The 20094-nt window shown below is 59.6% G+C and carries 23 protein-coding genes; 18 read left to right on the top strand and 5 right to left on the bottom strand.

Annotated elements, in window-relative coordinates:
• The first annotated feature begins 284 nt into the window (after window positions 1-284).
• The 4 genes from rhtA (at window position 285) to KVG95_RS28260 (ending at window position 3094) form a co-directional block, all read left to right on the top strand.
• The gene (gene rhtA / locus KVG95_RS28275; protein WP_052967896.1) at window positions 285-1172 is read left to right on the top strand and encodes a threonine/homoserine exporter RhtA; all 888 of its coding nucleotides are present in this window, start codon (window positions 285-287) and stop codon (window positions 1170-1172) included.
• 168 nt (window positions 1173-1340) lie between these two features.
• Window positions 1341-1622: a hypothetical protein gene (locus KVG95_RS28270; RefSeq protein WP_123719017.1), complete on the top strand. Its 282-nt coding sequence runs from the start codon at window positions 1341-1343 to the stop codon at window positions 1620-1622.
• A gap of 98 nt (window positions 1623-1720) precedes the next feature.
• A complete protein-coding gene (locus KVG95_RS28265; RefSeq protein ID WP_217858758.1) occupies window positions 1721-2461 on the top strand; it encodes an SDR family oxidoreductase in 741 nt (246 codons plus the stop codon).
• A 36-nt stretch (window positions 2462-2497) separates the two neighbouring features.
• Complete coding sequence (locus KVG95_RS28260; RefSeq protein ID WP_217858757.1) at window positions 2498-3094, top strand: 2-hydroxychromene-2-carboxylate isomerase; 597 nt, start codon at window positions 2498-2500, stop codon at window positions 3092-3094.
• 58 nt (window positions 3095-3152) lie between these two features.
• Here the strand turns inward: KVG95_RS28260 and KVG95_RS28255 are convergent, their stop codons facing one another.
• The 4 genes from KVG95_RS28255 to KVG95_RS28240 form a co-directional block, all read right to left on the bottom strand.
• The gene (locus KVG95_RS28255; protein WP_052967892.1) at window positions 3153-4961 is read right to left on the bottom strand and encodes an aminopeptidase P family protein; all 1809 of its coding nucleotides are present in this window, start codon (window positions 4959-4961) and stop codon (window positions 3153-3155) included.
• Between the two features lie 55 nt (window positions 4962-5016).
• Window positions 5017-6183: a cysteine desulfurase family protein gene (locus KVG95_RS28250; RefSeq protein WP_217858756.1), complete on the bottom strand. Its 1167-nt coding sequence runs from the start codon at window positions 6181-6183 to the stop codon at window positions 5017-5019.
• A 205-nt stretch (window positions 6184-6388) separates the two neighbouring features.
• Window positions 6389-7003 (bottom strand): LysE family translocator, encoded by a 615-nt coding sequence (locus KVG95_RS28245; protein WP_217858754.1) that lies wholly within the window; start codon window positions 7001-7003, stop codon window positions 6389-6391.
• 101 nt (window positions 7004-7104) lie between these two features.
• The gene (locus KVG95_RS28240; RefSeq protein WP_008075566.1) at window positions 7105-7374 is read right to left on the bottom strand and encodes a hypothetical protein; all 270 of its coding nucleotides are present in this window, start codon (window positions 7372-7374) and stop codon (window positions 7105-7107) included.
• A gap of 402 nt (window positions 7375-7776) precedes the next feature.
• On the opposite strand from KVG95_RS28240, the gene msuE reads away from it, so the two are divergent.
• The 4 genes from msuE (at window position 7777) to KVG95_RS28220 (ending at window position 11882) form a co-directional block, all read left to right on the top strand.
• On the top strand, window positions 7777-8340 hold the full coding sequence (gene msuE / locus KVG95_RS28235; RefSeq protein ID WP_217858752.1) for an FMN reductase: 564 nt from the start codon (window positions 7777-7779) through the stop codon (window positions 8338-8340).
• A 10-nt stretch (window positions 8341-8350) separates the two neighbouring features.
• Window positions 8351-9496, top strand: a complete 1146-nt coding sequence (gene ssuD, locus KVG95_RS28230) for an FMNH2-dependent alkanesulfonate monooxygenase (RefSeq protein ID WP_217858751.1) — start codon at window positions 8351-8353, stop codon at window positions 9494-9496.
• Window positions 9497-9566: 70 nt separating this feature from the next.
• Window positions 9567-10754, top strand: coding sequence for an acyl-CoA dehydrogenase family protein (locus tag KVG95_RS28225; RefSeq protein ID WP_217858750.1), 1188 nt, complete (start codon window positions 9567-9569; stop codon window positions 10752-10754).
• A 24-nt stretch (window positions 10755-10778) separates the two neighbouring features.
• Entirely contained in the window at window positions 10779-11882 is a 1104-nt protein-coding gene (locus KVG95_RS28220; RefSeq protein WP_217858749.1) for a sigma-54 interaction domain-containing protein, read from the top strand.
• Here the strand turns inward: KVG95_RS28220 and KVG95_RS28215 are convergent.
• On the bottom strand, window positions 11879-12244 hold the full coding sequence (locus tag KVG95_RS28215) for an antibiotic biosynthesis monooxygenase (RefSeq protein WP_038982293.1): 366 nt from the start codon (window positions 12242-12244) through the stop codon (window positions 11879-11881). The two genes, KVG95_RS28220 and KVG95_RS28215, sit on opposite strands and share 4 nt — an antisense overlap.
• A gap of 94 nt (window positions 12245-12338) precedes the next feature.
• On the opposite strand from KVG95_RS28215, the gene soxR reads away from it, so the two are divergent.
• From soxR to KVG95_RS28165, 10 genes are all read left to right on the top strand, one after another.
• Window positions 12339-12806: a redox-sensitive transcriptional activator SoxR gene (gene soxR / locus KVG95_RS28210; protein ID WP_217858747.1), complete on the top strand. Its 468-nt coding sequence runs from the start codon at window positions 12339-12341 to the stop codon at window positions 12804-12806.
• A 265-nt stretch (window positions 12807-13071) separates the two neighbouring features.
• Window positions 13072-13530, top strand: a complete 459-nt coding sequence (locus KVG95_RS28205) for a VOC family protein (protein WP_217858746.1) — start codon at window positions 13072-13074, stop codon at window positions 13528-13530.
• Between the two features lie 224 nt (window positions 13531-13754).
• Complete coding sequence (locus KVG95_RS28200) at window positions 13755-14960, top strand: PepSY-associated TM helix domain-containing protein (protein ID WP_217858745.1); 1206 nt, start codon at window positions 13755-13757, stop codon at window positions 14958-14960.
• A complete protein-coding gene (locus tag KVG95_RS28195) occupies window positions 14957-15499 on the top strand; it encodes a PA2404 family protein (RefSeq protein ID WP_217858743.1) in 543 nt (180 codons plus the stop codon). The genes KVG95_RS28200 and KVG95_RS28195 overlap by 4 nt, the downstream gene beginning before the upstream one ends.
• Window positions 15496-15825, top strand: a complete 330-nt coding sequence (locus tag KVG95_RS28190; RefSeq protein WP_217858742.1) for a hypothetical protein — start codon at window positions 15496-15498, stop codon at window positions 15823-15825. The genes KVG95_RS28195 and KVG95_RS28190 overlap by 4 nt, the downstream gene beginning before the upstream one ends.
• A gap of 8 nt (window positions 15826-15833) precedes the next feature.
• Window positions 15834-16409 carry a DUF6162 family protein gene (locus KVG95_RS28185; RefSeq protein WP_217858740.1) on the top strand — a complete coding sequence of 192 codons (576 nt, stop codon included), beginning with the start codon at window positions 15834-15836 and terminating at the stop codon, window positions 16407-16409.
• Between the two features lie 35 nt (window positions 16410-16444).
• Entirely contained in the window at window positions 16445-17374 is a 930-nt protein-coding gene (locus KVG95_RS28180; RefSeq protein ID WP_217858739.1) for a metal ABC transporter substrate-binding protein, read from the top strand.
• Complete coding sequence (locus KVG95_RS28175) at window positions 17371-18219, top strand: metal ABC transporter ATP-binding protein (RefSeq protein ID WP_225923346.1); 849 nt, start codon at window positions 17371-17373, stop codon at window positions 18217-18219. The genes KVG95_RS28180 and KVG95_RS28175 overlap by 4 nt, the downstream gene beginning before the upstream one ends.
• Window positions 18219-19118: a metal ABC transporter permease gene (locus KVG95_RS28170; RefSeq protein WP_007906536.1), complete on the top strand. Its 900-nt coding sequence runs from the start codon at window positions 18219-18221 to the stop codon at window positions 19116-19118. The genes KVG95_RS28175 and KVG95_RS28170 overlap by 1 nt, the downstream gene beginning before the upstream one ends.
• Window positions 19119-20036, top strand: coding sequence for a metal ABC transporter substrate-binding protein (locus KVG95_RS28165; protein ID WP_217858737.1), 918 nt, complete (start codon window positions 19119-19121; stop codon window positions 20034-20036).
• The last annotated feature ends 58 nt before the right edge of the window (window positions 20037-20094 follow it).

Raw genomic sequence — 20094 nt, 5'->3', positions numbered from 1 at the left:
AACACACTGCCTTACCAACTCCTTCTGGCTTCGATGAACTGAAGCGTAACCGCTGTCGAAAAACTGCGTAACTCTCTGTTTACCAAGGAGTTTTCCGTTTCGACTGCGCCGGAAGTGGGGCGAATTATAGACGTCCAGAATCTGCCGTCAACCCCTGATTTGGTTTTTCTATCAGGATGCTCAAAATCCCTGCTTATATATAGACGCGCCCGCAACGAATGCGCAGTATATTGCCCAACACATAAAAAAATACTCTCGCTTGCTACTTTGGACGATGCCACGCAATGAATGACCACCCCCGCAGCCTTGCCTCGACTCTGTTCTCGGTTGGCCTGCTCTTGATAGCCATGGCATCGATCCAGTCCGGAGCTTCCCTGGCCAAAAGCATGTTCCCGGTTGTTGGTGCTCAAGGAACGACCACCCTGCGACTGATCTTTGCCAGTGTGATCATGCTGCTGCTGTTGCGCCCATGGCGAGCGAAGCTCACCGCGAAATCCCTGCGCACCGTTATCGTCTACGGGATGGCGTTAGGCGGCATGAACTTCCTCTTCTATATGTCCTTGCGCACTGTCCCTCTGGGTATCGCTGTAGCCCTGGAGTTCACTGGCCCATTGGCTGTCGCTATTTATGCCTCACGTCGAGCGATCGATTTTCTGTGGATCGCTCTGGCAGCCTTGGGTTTACTGCTATTGATTCCAATAGGCGCCACGAGCGCGGGCATCGATCTGGTCGGCGCAGGTTATGCCCTGGGTGCTGGTGTCTGCTGGGCGCTATACATTCTGTTCGGTCAGAAGGCCGGTGCTGATAATGGGGTGCAGACCGCAGCATTGGGCGTGATGATTGCCGCCCTGTTCGTAGCGCCCATCGGCATTGTCCACGCTGGCGCCGCGTTACTGACACCGTCGTTGATTCCCGTGGCCATCGGGGTCGCCATTCTGTCCACCGCCCTGCCCTATACCCTGGAGATGGTCGCTCTCACACGGATCCCAACCCGGACCTTTGGTACGTTGATGAGCATAGAACCTGCGATCGGCGCGCTGTCCGGCCTGTTGTTCCTCCAGGAATACCTTTCCCTGTCACAGTGGATGGCTATCCTGTGCATCATTCTGGCTTCCGTCGGCGCGACCATGACCATGGGGAGTACCGCCAAGCCTGTGATCGCAGCGGATTGAAACAAGATTGACGAAGGTATGGTATTTACCGCTCAATTAGGCCATGTTTAGGCTACGTAACTCAGTGTCAGACATGGATTTTTTCAGATAGGGATATCAGAACGCTTCAAGCAAAAGCGAATGCAGGCAGACCCAGGCACAGATCCGGGGCCGCTATTAAGGACAGCAATGAAACGAATTTTGATACTGATCGCCGTACTTGCAATTGCGGGCTGCGCTGCGACCTCGAAACCCCAGATGAAACACGGCAAGAGAGGACTGCATATCAACTGTTCGGGGCTTTCGTCCTCGTGGGACAAGTGCTACACCAGCGCCGCCAATTCGTGTGCGCCCAAGGGATACAAGGTCATCGCCAAGTCAGGGGATGCTGTGGAAGAGCCCGGTGACTATCCGTTCGGCCTCAACCCTGCCGGCTATACCAGCCGCAGCATGATCGTCATCTGCAAGTAACCCTCCCCTTCTATCGGGCTTGCGTAGTCCGATAGGCGCTTCGCTCCGATGCTGCTAACGTTCATCAGTCAATGACCGTTCAGCAAAGGGCGATATCCATGACCACCGCTATCAATAACAAGAAAATCGTATTGGTCGTCGGCGCAGGCGATGCCACCGGCGGCGCCATCGCCAAACGTTTTGCCCGTGAAGGCTATGTCGCCTGCGTCACACGTCGCAGCGCAGACAAGCTCCAGCCACTGGTAGAGTCCATCACAGCCAGTGGCGGCGAGGCTCACGGTTTTGCCTGCGATGCGCGTAATGAAGAGGATGTGATAGCGCTCATCGAGCAGATCGAAACTGAGATCGGTCCCATCGAAGCGTTCATCTTCAATATCGGCGCCAATGTGCCGTGCAGCATCCTCGAAGAAACCGCCCGCAAATATTTCAAGATTTGGGAAATGGCCTGCTTCTCAGGGTTTCTCAACGCCCGTGAAGTGGCCAAGCGCATGGTCACCCGCCAACGGGGCACGATCCTGTTCACTGGCGCCACTGCTGGTCTGCGCGGTGCCGCGGGTTTCGCCGCCTTCGCCGGGGCCAAGCACGGGATTCGCGCCTTGGCGCAAAGCATGGCCCGCGAACTGGGACCGATGAACATCCATGTCGCCCACGTCGTTGTGGATGGCGCCATCGACACCGATTTTATCCGCGACAATTTTCCGGAAAAATACGCGACCAAGGATCAGGACGGCATCCTCAATCCCGAGCACATCGCCGACAACTATTGGTACCTGCACAGCCAGCCACGGGACGCCTGGACCTTCGAGCTGGATCTGCGCCCCTGGAACGAACGCTGGTAAGCCCTCCCCTACAACAATAAGAAGAGCACATCGACCATGAGCAAAACCGTGGAGTTCTTTTTCGACCTCGGCAGCCCCGCAACCTATCTGGCCTATACCCAGTTGCCGAATATCTGCAAACAGACCGATAGTCAGCTGATCTACAGACCGATGCTGCTGGGTGGCGTCTTCAAAGCTACCGGCAATGCTTCCCCCATCACCGTACCGGCCAAGGGTCGCTATATGTTTCAGGACCTGGACCGCTATGCCAAACGCTATGGCGTACCGCTGAAGTTCAACCCGAACTTCCCGATCAATACCCTGATGCTGATGCGCGCTGTCACAGGTATGCAACTGCGTCACCCCGAACGCTTTCAGGCGTTTATCGATGGCCTGTTTCACGCCCTTTGGGTTGAAGGATGCAGCCTCGATGATCCAGCGACCGTTGCCGCCGTGCTGACGCAAAACGGTTTTGATCCGAATGACGTGCTGGCGCTGACCGCCGATGAGGCTGTCAAAGCCGCCCTCAAGGAAAACACCGAAGAAGCGGTGCAACGCGGTGTATTCGGTGCACCGAGCATGTTTGTCGGTGATCAGCTGTTCTTCGGCCAGGATCGGCTGGACTTCGTCCTTGAAGCCCTGCGTGCGCAATAACCAGCGCCTGCCTATGACCTGAGCCAGGCGCTGGAAACAGCGCCTGGACTCAAACCGCTCAAATAGCCGCGGTTCGGGTGTTCAACCATTCGAGGGCCGCACCGTCGAGCAACGGGCTCAAGCGTTCACGCACCTCGGCGTGATAGCCGTTGAACCACTGCTTCTCATCTTCGGTCAGCAGCGACGGTTCCAGGCAACGAGTGTCGATCGGGCACAGGGTCAGGGTTTCGAATTTCAGGAACTCACCGAATTCGCTCTTGCCTGCTTCACGATTCAATACCAGGTTCTCGATCCGCACACCCCAGCGCCCCGGACGGTAAGTGCCCGGTTCGATAGACGTGATCATGCCCGGCTGCATCGCGGTTTGCGGAGCCGCCGCGGCCTGATAGGCGATGACTTGCGGGCCTTCGTGAACATTGAGGAAATAGCCGACGCCGTGACCGGTGCCATGGCCGTAGTCGACGCTTTCCGCCCAGATCGGTGCGCGGGCAATAGCGTCCAGCAATGGTGACAGAATGCCTCGTGGGAACTGTGCACGGGAGAGTGCAATCACGCCTTTGAGCACTCGGGTGCAATCGCGCTTCTGCTCGTCGGTCGGCGTACCCACCGGCACCATTCGGGTGATGTCGGTGGTACCGCCCAGGTATTGACCGCCGGAGTCGATCAGCAACAGGCCGTCACCCTCGATCACCGCGTGTTCTTCTTCGGTGGCGTGGTAATGCGGCATCGCACCGTTGGCGTTAAACGCGGCAATGGTGTTGAAGCTCAGCGACACATAATCCGGACGCCGGGTACGCGCCGCGGTCAGGTGTTCGTCGATGGTCAGTTCGGTGATGCGCTCACGCCCCAAGGCCACTTCCAGCCAGGCGAAGAATTCGCAGAGTGCCGCGCCATCCTGCTCCATGGCCCGACGAATGTGCTCGGCATCGGCCAGGCTTTTCTGCGACTTGGCCAGAGTGGTCGGGTTCAGGCCTTCGAGCAGTTTCACGCCGCTGTCCAGGTTATCCAGCAGGCCGGCCGTGACCCGCGCCGGATCGATTTGCAGGCTCGCACCGCTCGGCACGGCGCGCAAGGCGGCGGTTACTTCGCTGTAATCGCGCAGGGTCACGCCGTCCTGTTCGAGAATGGCGCGCAGCTCGGCGCTCACTTTACTCAGGGCGACGAACAAGGTGGCCTGCTGCTGACTGATCAGGGCGAAAGACACGAACACCGGATTGAATGACACATCGCCGCCACGCAGGTTGAACAGCCAGGCGATGTCATCGAGGGTGGCGATGAAGTGCCAGTCGGCACCGCGCTCTTTCAGCACCTCACGCAGTTTGGCGAGTTTTTCGCCACGGCTGACCGTCGCCTGAGGCGGCAAGTGTTGGTAGATCGGCTCGTTCGGCAGACTCGGACGGTCACTCCAGACTTCACTCAGCAGATCGATGTCGGTGCGCAGACGTGCGCCGCGTTCTTCGAGTTTGCTGCTCAAAGTACGCGCGGAGGCCACGGCCATCACCGCGCCATCGACTGCAACGACACCGCCTTCAGGGGTTTGCTCGGCCAGCCAATCGAGCGGGCCAGGTTGACCCGGTTGCAGCTTGACCAGTTCGATGCCGCTGCCCTTGAGCTCCTTGCTCGCTTGTTCCCAATAGCGGCTGTCGGCCCAGACACCGGCAAAATCCGGCGTGACGATCAGCGTGCCCACCGAGCCATGAAAACCTGACAGCCACTGCCGTCCCTGCCAATAGCCCGGCAGGTATTCCGACAGGTGCGGGTCGGCCGACGGCACCAGTAGAGCATGAATGCCCTCCCGGCTCATCAGCTCGCGGGTTTGCGCCAGGCGCTGGGGTACCAATCCATTGGTCAAAGGCTGTGTACTCATCGTGTCTCCTGCTAACCACTCATCATTATTATTCGGTGCCGATCGGAGTCGGCGCTTAAGGACCTGTCGCCCAGAATGCCGGAGCACTGGCGCAAGTTGCTTTAATCAGGTGTACCGCTTGATCGATATCCTGTTCGGTGGTGAAACGCCCCAGGCTCAAGCGAATGGTGCGACTGGCCGAGCGTGCGTCATGCCCCAGGGCCAGCAGCACATGGGACGGCGCATTGCTGGCGGAATTACAGGCCGAGGTCGCGGAAAACGCGATCGAGGCGCTCAACGCTGCGGAACTGAACTCGCCTTCGTTGAAAGTCAGGCTCAGGGTATGGGGAATGCGCTGGGTCGGGCTGCCATTGAGGCGCACGCCGGGAATGCTCAGCAGCGGCTCGAGCAAGCGTTCACGCAGACGCGCGATGGTGGCTTTTTCTTCATCGAACGAGGTGGCTGCCAACGCGAAGGCTGCCCCCATTGCGACAATCTGGTGCGTCGCCAGCGTGCCGGAACGCAACCCGCCCTCGTGACCGCCGCCGTGGATCTGCGCCTGCAGACGCTGCTGCGCACGAGGACCGACATACAGCGCGCCGATGCCTTTGGGACCGTAGACCTTGTGCGCCGAGAACGACATCAAATCCACCGGCCACCGGGCCAGATCGATCAGCACTTTGCCCGTGCCCTGAGCCGCATCAACGTGAAATAACGCATCGCGATCACGCACCACCTGGCCGATGGCCGGGATGTCGTTGATGGTGCCCAGTTCGTTATTGACCAGCATCAACGACACCAAAAAGGTGTCCTCACGCATCGCTTCGCTGACCGCTTGTGGGGTAATCAGACCTTCGGCATCGGGCACCAGATACGTCACGGCTACGCCCGCGTCCTGCAATTGTTTTGCAGTGTCGAGAATCGCTTTGTGTTCGATCTGGCTGGTGATGATGTGCCCGCCGGACACACCGCGGGCCTGGGCCACGCCCTTGAGGGCAAGGTTGTTGGATTCGGTGGCGCCGGAGGTCCAGACGATCTGCTCCGCCTGGGCGCCCACCAATTCGGCGACCTGGCGCCGTGCTTGCTCAACCGATTGCCGGGCCTGTTGGCCGAAGGCGTGGGAACTGGACGCTGGATTGCCGAAGTTACCTGTGAAACCCAGACACTCGACCATGACCTTGATGACCCGCTCATCCACCGGCGTGGTGGCGGCGTAGTCGAAATACAACGGACGTTTATTCATAAAAGACTCGCAGAGCGTGTTCCGGGATCAGGAAGCTCGTCACTGGAAGTTTCAAAGCGCCGCCTCATGAGCGACGCCGAATTTTCAGAACGACAGCAATACCTGATCGGAGGCCATTAAAGAAGAACAACTTCATTTAAAAGTGCGTAGGAACGCTCCTGAAGTCGAGCTTAACAGGCATCGGGCCACCGGATGAAGCAATGCGTCAGCTAAAACTTTCGAGCAATAACGGATACATCGAAGCCACCAACAACAAGGCCATACCCCAGTTGAACAGCCGCAACCAGCGGCGATCGCGTAGCACATTGCGCAACAGCGTGCCGCAACCGGCCCACACCCCGACGCTTGGCAGGTTGATCAAGGCGAAGACCGCGGCAATCACAATCACATTGGTGAAATAGCCCTGCATCGGCGTGTAGGTGCTGATGGCTCCGATGGCCATGATCCAGGCCTTGGGGTTGACCCATTGAAACGCTGCCGCACCCAAATAACTGATCGGCCTGCCCTCGCCCTGTTCACCCTCGGCTACCGGCCCGGAATGAGCAATCTTCCACGCCAGGTACAGCAAATACGCCGCGCCGACATAGCGCAACACGGTGTAAAGCAATGGATAGGTTTGAAACACCGTGCCCAGGCCGAAACCGACGGCGACCACCAGGACGAAGAAGCCACAAGTGATGCCCAGCATGTGGGGAATGGTGCGCTGAAAGCCGAAATTCACGCCCGAGGCCAGCAACATGGTGTTGTTCGGACCGGGGGTGATCGAGGTGACAAGGGCAAACAGGGCAAAGCCCAGCAGCAGGTCGAGCGAGAGTGTCATGGGTGGCAGTCCATCAGGGTCAGTCAGGTATTGACCCTATCGCACGCCTTGAGGGAAACCCATGGACAGTTGCGTGAAAGTTCGAGCAGTACAGTTGTCGCTCAGCTTTGGCGGCCGTGCAGCTGTACTGCGCGTTCGGCGTTCATCTCACCTTGTTTGTCGAAACTGAACGATTTTGCCGGCTGGCCGAGCAATTCGGCTTTCTTCGCATGGTACTCGTCGAAGGACAAGCCACGACGATTCAGGGCCTCCAGCGCCAGTTCCCGGGTTTCTTCAGCGGTGTAGGGCCGCAATTCCGGTGAAACATGGCTGGCACATCCGGCGAGAACGGAGATGGCGAGCAACAAGAAAGTGGCAAGTAGAGATTTCATTTCGGGCGTCCGGTGATCTGTGTTTGGGGCAATGAACACAGGCTACTCGTGCCGCTCGAAGGGTAGAAATCAACGCTCTCGATAGTCGCTATCGACTTTGATAAACGCGGCTCCGATTGTCGACCTCATATCTCCAAACGATCTATAAATATTAATTTAAGGTCTTTTACGGAATAACAGAGAGCCTTTATAAACAACTCCATCGCCTCCCGCACTGTTGCCCACGCAACTGTTTGCCTGGCAACAGCCAATCAACAAACACCCGGTCAAATCGAACAGCGCCTGCCAACAACCGCGCTGAAAGCCACGGAAAACGGGGTTCCCAAGGATTGGTACAGCTCTTGCTCAACTCCGGTGACTCACCACTGCTCGCTGAGCAACTGTTTAAAAAAGGAACTGATCATGTCGCGTCCATTGAAAGTCGTTGCCCTCTCCGGCGGTACCTGGCGTCCGTCTCGCACTTTGGTGTTGACCCAGGCGCTGTTGGCCGAACTGGCCGAGCAGTTGCCAATCGAAAGCAAGCTGATCGAACTGGGCGATATCGCTCGACCACTAGGCGCCGCGCTGTCGCGTCAGGAACTGAGCGCCGACATCGAAGCCGAGCTGCAAGCGATCGAAAGCGCCGATTTGCTGATCGTCGCCGCGCCGGTTTATCGCGGCTCCTACCCGGGCCTGCTCAAGCACCTGTTCGACCTGATCGACCTCAACGCGCTGATCGACACGCCGGTGCTGCTGGCGGCCACCGGTGGCAGCGAACGTCACGCGCTGGTGCTCGATCATCAGTTGCGGCCGCTGTTCAGTTTCTTCCAGGCCTTGACCTTGCCGATTGGCGTCTATGCCACCGAAGTCGACTTCTCCAATTATCAAATAACCAGTGAGCCCTTGAAGGCCCGCATTCGTCTTGCTGCAGAACGCGCGGCGCCGTTGTTCGGCGTGCACCCCAAAAATCTGCTGAAAATCGCTTAAGGATCTCTTCATGGATGTTTTCTGGTTTCTGCCGACCCACGGCGACGGCCATTACCTGGGCACCACTCAGGGCGCCCGCCCGGTGACCCTCAACTATTTGAAACAAGTGGCCCAGGCTGCCGACAGTCTCGGTTACCACGGCGTGCTGATTCCTACCGGGCGTTCCTGCGAGGATTCGTGGGTGATTGCCTCGGCCCTGGTGCCGCTGACCGAACGCCTGCGGTATCTGGTCGCGATTCGTCCGGGGATTATTTCGCCGACAGTCTCGGCACGGATGGCCGCGACGTTGGATCGACTGTCTGGCGGCCGCTTGCTGATCAATGTGGTAACCGGCGGCGACCCGGATGAAAACCGTGGCGACGGCAGTTTTCTCGATCACAGCGAACGCTACGAAGTCACCGACGAATTCCTGAAGATCTGGCGCCGCGTGCTGCAAGGCGAATCGGTGGATTTTGAAGGCAAACACCTGCGAGTGCAGAACGCCAAAGCGCTGTATCCACCGGTGCAGAAACCTTATCCGCCACTGTATTTCGGTGGCTCGTCCGAGGCCGCTCATGACCTGGCTGCCGAGCAGGTCGACGTTTACCTGACGTGGGGCGAACCGCCTGCCGCCGTGGCTGAAAAACTCGCCGATGTTCGAGAGCGCGCGGCGCGAAACGGTCGTACGGTGAGGTTTGGGATTCGCCTGCATGTGATCGTGCGCGAGACGGCCGAAGAAGCCTGGAAAGCGGCGGACAAACTCATCGAGCACATCAGCGACGAGACCATTGCTGCCGCGCAAAAGTCGTTCTCGCGATTTGACTCCGAAGGCCAACGACGCATGGCCGCGCTGCATGATGGACGCCGCGACAACCTGGAAATCTCCCCCAATCTCTGGGCCGGCGTCGGTCTGGTGCGCGGCGGAGCAGGGACTGCGCTGGTGGGTGATCCACAGCAAGTCGCCGCTCGGATCAAGGAGTACGCGGACTTGGGGATCGAGAGTTTCATCTTCTCCGGCTACCCGCATCTCGAAGAGGCTTATCGCTTTGCCGAATTGGTGTTCCCGCTGCTGCCCGAGCCGTATGCCAGCCTGGCCGGACGTGGCGTCACCAACCTCACCGGGCCGTTTGGCGAAATGATTGCCAATGATGTGCTGCCGGCCAAAGCCAGGGCCTGAAAACCTACCCTACTGATCGTTCCCATGCTCTGCGTGGGAACGATCAGTCGCCAGAAAGAAGGAACCCCGCGTGACTGCCAAGCCGCTAAGCGCCCTGTTGGCCCCCTTGCAGACCGCCCGCCAGCTGGCCGCCGAGTTTGCCCTGACCGCTGTCGAGCGCGATGAACGCGGTGGTACGCCGAAAACCGAACGTGATGCCTTGCGCCACAGCGGCCTGCTCGCTTTAAGTATTCCCGTCCAGTACGGCGGCCTCGGCGCCAGCTGGAGTGAAACCCTGAACATCGTGCGCGAGTTCGCCAAGGTCGACAGTTCGATCGCTCACGTCTTCGGCTTTCATCACCTGATGCTCGCCACCGTGCGCCTGTTCTCCCAGCCCGAACAATGGCAACCGTGGTTTGAACAAACCGCTCGCAAGAACTGGTTCTGGGGCAACGCCCTCAACCCGTTGGACACCCGCACCATGGTGAAAAACCTCGGTAGTTGGCGCGAGTTTTCCGGCAAAAAAAGTTTCTGCTCCGGTGCCAGCGACTCGCAAATGCTGATCGCCTCGGCCGTCGATGAAAGTGCCGGCGGCAAGCTGTTGATCGCTGCGATTCCCAGCGGGCGCAGCGGCATCACGCTGCACAACGACTGGAACAGCATGGGTCAGCGCCAGACCGACAGCGGCAGCGCCACGTTTGAACGGGTGCGGGTCGAAGAGTCGGAGCTGCTACTCGACCCCGGCCCGTTGAGCACACCGTTCGCCTGCCTGCGCCCCTTGATCGCCCAGCTGACGTTCACCCACATGTTCCTCGGCATTGCCGAAGGGGCTTTCGAAGAGGCGCGGCAATACACCCTCACCGAAACCCGTCCATGGCATAAATCCAGTGCGCTGGATGTGCGGCAGGATCCTTACGTGCTTGGCCATTACGGCGAATTCTGGGTGGCACTGGAAGGTGTTCGATTGCTGGTGCAACGCGCCGCCGAGCTGCTCGACAACGCCTGGGCCAAAGGGCCGACTCTGAGCGCCGAGGAACGCGGACATCTGGCCACCGCCATCGCCACCGCCAAGGTCGCAGCGACGCGCAATGGTCTGGAGCTGTGCAGCCGTTTATTCGAAGTAACCGGTGCCCGTTCGACTCACGCCTCACTGCGTCTGGATCGCCACTGGCGCAACTTGCGCACGCAAACCCTGCACGATCCGGTGGATTACAAACTCCATGAACTGGGTGACTGGGCGCTGAACCAGTCCCTGCCAATCCCGACCTTCTATTCATAGCCTTCCACTCATGGAGCCTGCCCCATGCAACTGCTGACCTTACCGCCCTCGCCCGCGTTGGCCACCTCGATTCGCGCCACGGCACAGGTGTTCGAAGACCCGAAATCCCAAGCCCTGCTGGCGCACTTGCAGCAGGTCGCGCCGAGTGAAGCCAGCGTGCTGATCATCGGCGAAACCGGCACCGGCAAGGAGCTGGTGGCGCGGCACATCCACAACCTCAGCGCCCGGCGCAACCGGCCGTTCGTGGCGGTGAACTGCGGTGCATTCTCCGAATCGCTGGTGGAGGCCGAGCTGTTCGGCCATGAAAAAGGCGCTTTCACCGGCGCGCTGAGTGCCAAGGCCGGCTGGTTCGAAGAGGCCGATGGCGGCACCTTGTTCCTTGACGAAATCGGCGATTTGCCAATGGCGATTCAGGTGAAATTGCTGCGGGTGTTGCAGGAGCGCGAAGTGGTGCGCCTGGGTTCGCGCAAGAGCATTCCCATCGATGTGCGCGTGCTGGCAGCGACCAACGTGCAACTGGAAAAAGCCATCAATGCCGGGCACTTTCGCGAGGACCTGTATTACCGCCTCGACGTGGTCAGCCTGGAACTGAGTCCGTTGCGTGAACGCCCCGGCGACATCCTGCCGCTGACCCGGCATTTCGTCGAAGCCTACAGCCACCGTTTGGGTTACGGCAGCGTCACCATCAGCAAGGAGGCAGAACACAAACTGCGCAGTTACAGTTGGCCGGGCAACATCCGTGAACTGGAAAACGTCATTCACCACACGCTGTTGATCTGCCGAAATGGTGTGATCGAGCGCGATGACTTGCGGCTGTCGAACATGCGCATCGAGCGTCAGGACGACCACCACGTCAACGTCGACGACTCACCGGAAGCCTTGCTCGATCGAGCCTTTCAAAAGCTCTTCGAGGAACAGGCCGGCGCGCTGCACGAGAAAGTCGAAGATTCGTTGTTGCGGGCAGCCTATCGCTTCAGCCACTACAACCAGGTGCACACCGCTGCCCTGCTGGGGCTGAGCCGCAACGTAACCCGCACCCGGCTGATCAAGATCGGCGAACTGGCGGTGAATAAACGCCGACCTACAGAGAACCTGCAGGGAGAACGCTTGATGCAGTTGTCGATCTAACCGATCAGCGTGCAGTGCAATGCGTTGTCGTGACTAAGCGCCAGGCTATGCAGCACCTGAAATGAGCCGAAGGTCACGGTTTTCGCCCGATGGGCGCGAATCAGCTGCCAGAAATCCTGCTCACCGCTTTCGAAGCTCTGAAAGGCAGCTTCTCCGGCTTCACGGGATTGCCATTGCAGGTAATTGAGCACCCGTCGGCCATCGTCGCTGGCCTGGATGTTGGCACTCAAAAAACCTGGGTAGCCCTGGGCCAGACGCTCGGTGTGTGCCGACAGTGCCGACACCAGCGCGGCTTGCTGACGGGGCTCGATCTCGAATTCGATCAGTTGGGTGAAGCTGCGATTCTTCTCTGGCGCGTGCATGAATAATCCCCACTCACTGTAAGCCGGATCTTGCGATCCGAAGGCCTGCAGGGTAAAACCTCGAGCTAACTAGAGGTCAAGGGGCATTTTTTAAATGGTCACCTCGCAAAACCTGCATAAAGAACTGACCGTCGGCCAAGTGGCCGCCCGCAGTGGTGTGGCGATCACGGCGCTGCACTTTTATGAGTCCAAAGGCCTGATCAAAAGCAATCGCAATCAGGGCAACCAGCGGCGTTATCCGCGGGAAGTGTTGCGCCGGGTGGCGCTGATCAAAGTGGCCCAGCGTTTGGGGATTCCGCTGGCGGAGATTGGCGAGGCCCTGAAGTCCCTGCCGGATAACCGTGCACCGACGGCGGCGGACTGGAAAGTGTTGTCGGCGCAGTGGAGTCGGGATCTGGATGAGCGGATCAATCAACTGACCCTGCTGCGGGACAAGCTCAATGGGTGCATCGGGTGTGGATGTTTGTCCATGGAGGCGTGCCCGCTGCGTAACTTTGGTGATGTGCTGGGTGAGCAAGGGCCGGGGGCGCAGCTGCTTGAGTCGGGGGTTGATCGGAAATAGCGGCGCGGCCTTCGCGAGCAAGCCCGCTCCCACATTTGATCGGCGTCGAATGCAAATTTTGTAATCAGTGGAGATTTCCTGTGGGAGCGGGCTTGCTCGCGAAGGCGTCCTGTCAGTCGATGAGGATTTAAAAGCACGATTGATAGCTGAACAGTGGCACTGCTGCTCGTCGGGCACTCGGTTGCGGGAAAGGGGCTGACCTATAGTTATTCGACCGGAAATCGGCGAAGGAACACCTTAACCCCATAATAAAAGGAGAACCGTCATGAGCGTAAAACCTATTCCAGAGGGTTATCACAGCATCACCCCTTATCTGGGCATTCAGAAAGCTGCCGAAGCCATCGACTTCTACAAGAAAGCCTTTGGCGCCACCGAAGTCATGCGCCTGTCAATGCCCGACGGCGGCATCGGTCACGCAGAACTGCGTATCGGTGACTGCCCGATCATGCTTGGCACGCCATGTGACCAGGGCCCATTGAGCAACCCGGACAAGTCGTCGTCCGTGGGGCTGCATCTGTATGTGAACGATGTGGACAAGTCCTTTAAACAGGCCATCGATGCCGGTGCCACGCAGGTGTCCGAGGTCAAGGATCAGTTTTATGGCGACCGTTCGGGGACTTTGAAGGATCCCTACGGGCATTTGTGGTTTCTGGCCACGCACAAAGAGGATCTGACTCAGGAACAGATTGAACAGCGGGCGAAGGAGATGTTTAAGCAGGGTTGAGTTTTTCAGTGAATGTTCGAGCCCCTTCGCGAGCAAGCCCGCTCCCACCCAAGGCAGAAACACGAAACATTTACTTTCATATCCCCTTTCGGGATTTCGGATGCTCATACGTCTTATTTAGATGCAGTCGGTCGCGTAGGCAAAAGCCACGACCGGACTTTTCACGGACCGCACGCTGGCAAGCTCACAGCAGCGGTCCTCTCATCGAAACAAGACCTTTAATCATGTCGAAGAAATCCCGCTCAAAACTCTGGTTTCTGGTCCATAGCTGGCTGGCGCTGCCCATCTGGTTCTTTGTATTGATCGTCTGTGTGACCGGCACGCTGGCGGTGGTCAGTCAGGAGATCGTCTGGCTCGCCAACCCGCAAATGCGTGCCAGTCCGCCTTCGGACGATGCGCCGCTCCTCAGCTATGACGAGATCATCGCCGCCATCAAAAAAGCCGAACCACAGACGCTGGTCGAGCGCATCAGCCGCCCTGACGAGTCGCACTTCGCCCTGGACGTGGAAGTCAGCTATCCGGACGGACGCTCGGTAACGGTCTACGTCAATCCTTACAGTGGCGTCATCCAGGGCACTGCCCCGCAGTTCAATTTCAAGGGCTTTACCCGTGCACTGCATGGCTGGTGGCTGGTCCCATTCACCAACGGCTACAGCTGGGGCTGGTATCTGGTGTCTTTCCTCGGGCTGCCGATGCTGGCTTCGCTGGTGACCGGGCTGGTGGTCTACAAACGGTTCTGGAAAGGCTTCTTGCGACCGACCCTGCGCTTTCGTCATGGCGCGCGGATTTTCTGGGGCGACTTTCACCGACTCAGCGGTATCTGGTCGATCTGGTTCATCGCGGTGATATCGATCACCAGTGTCTGGTTCCTGATCAAAGCGGCTCTGTACGATAACCAGATTTCGATTTCCACTGCACCGGTCGCCCCCGTCGTTGCGCGCGAGAGCGTACCGCTCACCATCGATGGCGCACCGGCACCGATGATTAGTCTGGAGCGTGCGATCCACGAGGCCAAGGAGCGCATTCCCGGTCTGGAAGACAGCTCTGTCAGCCTGCCCGCCAATGCCTATAGCCACCTTTCTGTGAGCGGACGCAGTTGGTACCCATTGATATTCCAGAGCGCCGAGGTCAACCCTTATACCGGTGACATCGCCGCCACGCGCCTGCTGTCAGACCGTTCGGGTCTGGAGCTGGTGACCGAATCCATGCGACCGCTGCACACCGGCGATTTCGGCGGTATCTGGATCAAACTGATCTGGTTCTTCTTCGGCCTGATCCTGAGCATGATGGTTCTCAGCGGCCTGTTGATCTGGACCAAACGCACCGCCCTGGCCACGGCCAATGCCCTCAAGCGCAGCAATAAGCGTCCACGGACGGTGGTGGCCAGTCAGCCGGCCATGAACCGCGAAGCCACGGAGGTCAGCCGATGAACCACGTCACAGCAGAAAAACCGCGCTCGCCGCTAAGCCATTTCTGGCACACATGGCGCTTCCACATCAACGTGCTGCTGTTGATGGTGCCACTGGGATTCATGCCCAAGTACTTCGCCGACGCGGCGCTGTTTCGCGGTGACACCGGTCTGGGTCAGCGGGAGATCGGTGAAGTTCAGGTCGGCCCCTGGAGCTTGCGCCTGGCCGAATTTCGCAACGAAGGCCCCGTATCCGACGGCCCGGCCGGCCCCATCAAGTACTTCAACGCGGCGCTCTGCGACAGCTGTCGCGATCAGGTCAAGGCAACTTACCTGCGCATTGGCAAACCACGCAGCTTGCGCGCCGCCGGGGTGATTTTCTTCGGCACACCGTACCGCATGGGCGCCGGGGTGCCGGTGCCTGAAAAGACCAAAACCGACGCCGAACTGTGGATCACCATGGAAGGCTGGGACGGTGCCATGCACCAAGCGTCCATCCCCCTGAGCCAGGCATCCCCGGCCACCCTCGCATGGCTGAACAAACAAGGAGGCAAACCATGATCAACGCTTTTCGCCCTCTGCACGCCGTTTTACTGGTGCTCTGCGCCGCCTTCAGCACCAGCGCCCTGGCCCATAACCCGATGTGCGAATGCAAAGCCATCGACGCCGAACAAATTCAATGCACCGGCGGTTTTTCCGACGGCAGCGGCGCACCGGGAGTGACCCTTGACGTGATCGGCTACGACGAAACCATTCTGGTGCCGGGCAAGCTCGGCGCCGATTCGACCCTGACGTTCAAGAAGCCTGGCGCCGAGTTCTACGTGCTGTTCGACGCCGGTCCCGGCCATGTCGTCGAGATCGACCAAGCCGACATCGAGGCGCCCTGAACGTGAGCATGACGTCGCCCACCACCCAAGTTGTTCGCCCGGCCGGTGCCGGCCATGAAACCCTCTATGTGTTGCTGTTGTGCCTGATGATCCTGGCGGTTGCCGGCTCGGTGGTCGCCTGGCGTGGCGAGGCTCAGGAAGTGAGCAGCGTTGGCAGCCATCAACTGGATGCCCGCCGTGATCTGAGCGCATCCGAGCAAGGTATTTACGCCGACCTGCGGGTCACGCTGGATGAAATTCATCTGTTGCGTCAGGAACAGCAAGCACTGCCCACACCCGCCACCCTCGCCGATGAAGGCTTTGCGCCGTTTGCCCAGGACGCCAGCTCTGTCAGCCGCGGCGGCCATGCCTGGCAGTTACTGGACGCCAAGGCGTACTTCGGCCAGAGCCAGACCCCAACCGTCGCCGGCTCGTTTTTGATGCGTTTGACCGCTGAAGACGACTCCGCGCCAGACATCTGGCTCAACCGCGGCAGTGCCCTCCCCGCTCCGCACGATCTCACCGACGCTGCGCTCAACGGCGCCGGCTGGCAGCAGATCGTCGCGCAATTCGATGCCGGCGTCACCCGCCAGCATCGGCATTGAACCCTCGCCTTCACCCGAGAGAAGACCGCTTTCCCATGCCTAGTTCATCTCAATGTCATTGCTTTTTTCGCCTCTTGCTAGTCGGCCTGTTTGCCTGTTTGCTGACACCTTTGGCCAGTGCCGACGAAGCCAAGCGCCTGCGCATCGGCATCACCCTGCACCCTTATTACAGTTACGTGGCCAACATCGTCGGTGACAAAGCCGAAGTGGTGCCGCTGATCCCGGCCGGTTTCAATCCGCATGCCTACGAGCCGCGGGCCGAAGACATCAAGCGCATCAGCGGGCTGGACGTGGTCGTGCTTAACGGCGTGGGCCATGACGACTTCGCCGACCGCATGATCGCCGCCAGCGAAACCCCGAACATCAAGGTGATCGAAGCCAACGAAAACGTGCCCCTGCTGGCCGCCACCGGCGTTGCTGCCCGGGGTGCCGGCAAGGTGGTCAATCCGCACACGTTTTTGTCGATCAGCGCCTCCATTGCCCAGGTCAACAACATCGCCCGGGAACTGGGCAAGCTTGACCCGACCAACGCCAAAACCTACACCCAGAACGCCCGCGCCTACGGCAAACGCCTGCGGCAGATGCGCGCCGACGCCCTGGCAAAACTGACCCAGGCGCCGAATGCCGAGTTGCGCGTGGCCACGGTGCATGCCGCCTACGACTATTTGCTGCGCGAGTTTGGCCTGGAAGTGACCGCCGTGGTCGAGCCGGCCCACGGTATCGAACCGAGCCCCAGCCAGCTGAAAAAAACCATCGATCAACTGCGGGAACTGGACGTGAAAGTGATCTTCTCGGAGATGGATTTCCCGTCCACTTACGTCGAGACCATCCAGCGTGAATCCGGGGTGAAGCTGTACCCGCTGTCGCACATTTCCTATGGCGAATACACCGCCGACAAGTACGAAAAAGAAATGACCGGCAACCTCAACACCGTGGTTCGGGCAATTCAGGAGTCCGGCGCATGACGGCTAAAGAAACCATCAGCCCGACCACCCCCGAATCCCCTGTGGGAGCGAGCCTGCTCGCGAAGGCGTCCAGTCAGTCAACATCATCGTTAAATGACACACCGCATTCGCGAGCAGGCCCGCTCCCACAGGTTTCGGGGCCTACGCTGGATTTCGCCGAGGTCAGTCTCACGCTGGGTCGCACGACGATCCTCGACAAGGTGACCTTTCAAGTCCGGCCCGGCAGCGTGCACGCACTGGTCGGCCCTAACGGTGGCGGCAAGAGTTCGCTGATCAAAACCCTACTCGGGCAAATGCCGCATCAGGGGCGCTTGAGCCTGCAATGGCCTGGCGAACCGGGGACCATCGGCTACGTGCCTCAGGCGCTGGAATTCGATCGCGGTTTACCGATGACCGTCGACGACTTTATGGCCGCCATGTGCCAGCGGCGCCCGGCGTTCCTCGGGTTGAGCAAACACTACGCGGCAGCCATCGGCGAAGCACTGGAACGGGTCGGCATGCAGGACAAACGCAAGCGGCGCATGGGCGCCCTCTCCGGCGGTGAGCGCCAGCGCGTTTTGTTGGCCCAAGGGCTAATTCCGACGCCACAGTTGCTGGTGCTCGACGAACCGATGTCGGCCCTCGATGAGGCCGGCATTCAGGTGTTCGAACGGTTGCTGGGCGACTGGCGCCAGAGCGGCATCACCGTGCTGTGGATCGAGCATGATCTGGAAGCGGTCGGGCGACTGGCGGACCGGGTCACCGGGCTCAATCGCCGGGTACTGTTCGATGCCACGCCGAAACAGGCACTGACCCCGGAACGACTGCTGACCTTGTTCTCGACCCATCCCCGGAGCGCTGCCTGATGAGTTACGAAGCCTTTCGTTTGATGGTCCAGGGTTGGGCCTCATCGGGTTACCTGCCGGAAGCGCTGGCCTATGGATTTGTGGTCAATGCCCTGCTCGCCGGGCTGTTGATCGGCCCGGTGTTGGGCGGTTTGGGTACGCTGGTGGTGGTCAAGCGCTTCGCGTTTTTCTCCGAAGCAGTGGGCCACGCGGCGCTGACCGGTGTGGCCATCGGCATTCTGCTCGGTGAACCCTACACCGGGCCATATGGCAGCCTGTTCGGTTACTGCCTGCTGTTTGGCATTTTGCTCAACTACCTGCGTAACCGCACGGGGCTGGCGCCGGATACGTTGATCGGTGTGTTTCTCTCCGTATCGTTGGCGCTGGGTGCGAGCCTGCTGCTGATCCTGGCCGGCAAAATCAACGTGCACATTCTGGAAAACGTGCTGTTCGGTTCAGTGCTCACGGTCAACGGCAATGACCTACTGGTGTTGGCCATCGTTGGTTCGCTGGTGATGGCGCTGGCCCTGCCGCTGTACAACCGCATCATGCTCGCCAGTTTCAATCCACAACTGGCGGCGGTGCGTGGTGTGGCGGTGAAGACTCTGGATTACCTGTTCGTAATTCTGGTGACCCTGATCACGGTGGCGGCGGTGAAAGTCATCGGGGCGATTCTGGTCGGCGCACTGTTGGTGATTCCAGCGGCGGCCGCACGTTTGCTCAGCCAGTCGCTGAAGGGGTTCTTCTGGTGTTCGGTGCTGATCGCCACGGTGAGCACGCTATGCGGAATTCTCGCGCCGATTGTCTTTGACCTGCCTATCCCGTCCGGTGCCGCGATCATTTTGGTGGCCGGTATCGCCTTCGCCCTGGCCGCCATCGCTCGCGGCATCGTCCCAAGTCTGAAAGGGAACCTCGGATAAATGTCTTTTTCTCTGCGTCAATTGACCTTGGCATTGACCTTCACATTGCCCCTGTGTGGGCTGGTCACCACACCGCTGCTGGCGGCTGACAGCGCCAAACCGTTGCGCGTACTCGCCTCCCTGCCCATCACCTACGGCCTGGGCGAAGTCCTGCTCCAAGGCACCGACGTCAACCTTGAACGTGCGGCGCCAGCGAACCTCCCCGGCAGCCGGCAAACAGCTTACTTCACAGGGCGTGGTGCCCCGGCGCTGGCCAAACTGTCGACCGACGCCGATGCGGTGATTGGTCTGCGGTCACTGTGGGCGGATGACCCGCTGTACCCGATCTCACGGCGCAGCAATATCCGCATCATTGAAATCGACGCCGCCCGCCCGGTGGACGGCGCCTTGCCCGGCATCGCCGTGCAGCCTGGCAACAAGGTCGACGGTTTGAACAGTCAGCCTTGGCTGGCCAGCAACAATATGGGGCGCATGGCGGATGTGATGGCGGCAGACCTGGTGCGCCTGGCGCCAGCGGCCAAGCCGAAAATCGATGCCAATCTGGCAGCGCTCAAACAGCGTCTGCTCAAGCTCAGCGCTGACAGTGAGTCACGCTTGGCCGATGCTGACAATCTGAGTGTGATGAGCCTGAGCGATCATTTCGGCTACCTGATCGGCAGCCTCAACCTGGAGCTGATTGGCCTTGATGCACGACCGGATGCCGAGTGGACACCGGAGGTGCTCAAACAACTGGGTGCGACGCTCAAGGACAATGATGTGGCGGTGGTGTTGCATCATCGCCAGCCGTCGGACGCGGTGAAAGCGGTGATTGCCGAGGCCGGTAGTCGGTTGGTGGTGTTGAGTGTCGATGCGGAAGATCCGGTGGCTGAATTGGAAGGGAATGTGGATAGCGTGATCAAGGGGTTGAGCGGGGTGTAACGTCAGTTAGACCGTGTAATCGTTCTTCGCGAGCAAGCCCGCTCCCACATTTAACCGA

It is taken from the genome of Pseudomonas farris, assembly GCF_019145235.1.
In the GTDB taxonomy this organism is placed as follows: domain Bacteria; phylum Pseudomonadota; class Gammaproteobacteria; order Pseudomonadales; family Pseudomonadaceae; genus Aquipseudomonas; species Aquipseudomonas farris.
The sequence above is the reverse complement of the archived record's forward strand: the minus strand, read 5'-3'. Positions and strand labels throughout refer to the sequence as shown.

What these genes read in the sequence shown, in the direction of transcription:
- KVG95_RS28245 (WP_217858754.1), bottom strand. Translation starts at nt 7,003, where the DNA reads ATGACACTCTCGCTCGACCTGCTGCTGGGCTTTGCCCTGTTTGCCCTT.
- KVG95_RS28215 (WP_038982293.1), bottom strand. Translation starts at nt 12,244, where the DNA reads ATGCACGCGCCAGAGAAGAATCGCAGCTTCACCCAACTGATCGAATTC.
- KVG95_RS28195 (WP_217858743.1), top strand. Translation starts at nt 14,957, where the DNA reads ATGAACCACGTCACAGCAGAAAAACCGCGCTCGCCGCTAAGCCATTTC.
- rhtA (WP_052967896.1), top strand. Translation starts at nt 285, where the DNA reads ATGAATGACCACCCCCGCAGCCTTGCCTCGACTCTGTTCTCGGTTGGC.
- KVG95_RS28185 (WP_217858740.1), top strand. Translation starts at nt 15,834, where the DNA reads ATGACGTCGCCCACCACCCAAGTTGTTCGCCCGGCCGGTGCCGGCCAT.
- KVG95_RS28270 (WP_123719017.1), top strand. Translation starts at nt 1,341, where the DNA reads ATGAAACGAATTTTGATACTGATCGCCGTACTTGCAATTGCGGGCTGC.
- KVG95_RS28180 (WP_217858739.1), top strand. Translation starts at nt 16,445, where the DNA reads ATGCCTAGTTCATCTCAATGTCATTGCTTTTTTCGCCTCTTGCTAGTC.
- KVG95_RS28260 (WP_217858757.1), top strand. Translation starts at nt 2,498, where the DNA reads ATGAGCAAAACCGTGGAGTTCTTTTTCGACCTCGGCAGCCCCGCAACC.
- KVG95_RS28250 (WP_217858756.1), bottom strand. Translation starts at nt 6,183, where the DNA reads ATGAATAAACGTCCGTTGTATTTCGACTACGCCGCCACCACGCCGGTG.
- soxR (WP_217858747.1), top strand. Translation starts at nt 12,339, where the DNA reads ATGGTCACCTCGCAAAACCTGCATAAAGAACTGACCGTCGGCCAAGTG.
- KVG95_RS28220 (WP_217858749.1), top strand. Translation starts at nt 10,779, where the DNA reads ATGCAACTGCTGACCTTACCGCCCTCGCCCGCGTTGGCCACCTCGATT.
- ssuD (WP_217858751.1), top strand. Translation starts at nt 8,351, where the DNA reads ATGGATGTTTTCTGGTTTCTGCCGACCCACGGCGACGGCCATTACCTG.
- KVG95_RS28165 (WP_217858737.1), top strand. Translation starts at nt 19,119, where the DNA reads ATGTCTTTTTCTCTGCGTCAATTGACCTTGGCATTGACCTTCACATTG.
- KVG95_RS28240 (WP_008075566.1), bottom strand. Translation starts at nt 7,374, where the DNA reads ATGAAATCTCTACTTGCCACTTTCTTGTTGCTCGCCATCTCCGTTCTC.
- KVG95_RS28200 (WP_217858745.1), top strand. Translation starts at nt 13,755, where the DNA reads ATGTCGAAGAAATCCCGCTCAAAACTCTGGTTTCTGGTCCATAGCTGG.
- KVG95_RS28170 (WP_007906536.1), top strand. Translation starts at nt 18,219, where the DNA reads ATGAGTTACGAAGCCTTTCGTTTGATGGTCCAGGGTTGGGCCTCATCG.
- KVG95_RS28205 (WP_217858746.1), top strand. Translation starts at nt 13,072, where the DNA reads ATGAGCGTAAAACCTATTCCAGAGGGTTATCACAGCATCACCCCTTAT.
- msuE (WP_217858752.1), top strand. Translation starts at nt 7,777, where the DNA reads ATGTCGCGTCCATTGAAAGTCGTTGCCCTCTCCGGCGGTACCTGGCGT.
- KVG95_RS28255 (WP_052967892.1), bottom strand. Translation starts at nt 4,961, where the DNA reads ATGAGTACACAGCCTTTGACCAATGGATTGGTACCCCAGCGCCTGGCG.
- KVG95_RS28265 (WP_217858758.1), top strand. Translation starts at nt 1,721, where the DNA reads ATGACCACCGCTATCAATAACAAGAAAATCGTATTGGTCGTCGGCGCA.
- KVG95_RS28190 (WP_217858742.1), top strand. Translation starts at nt 15,496, where the DNA reads ATGATCAACGCTTTTCGCCCTCTGCACGCCGTTTTACTGGTGCTCTGC.
- KVG95_RS28175 (WP_225923346.1), top strand. Translation starts at nt 17,371, where the DNA reads ATGACGGCTAAAGAAACCATCAGCCCGACCACCCCCGAATCCCCTGTG.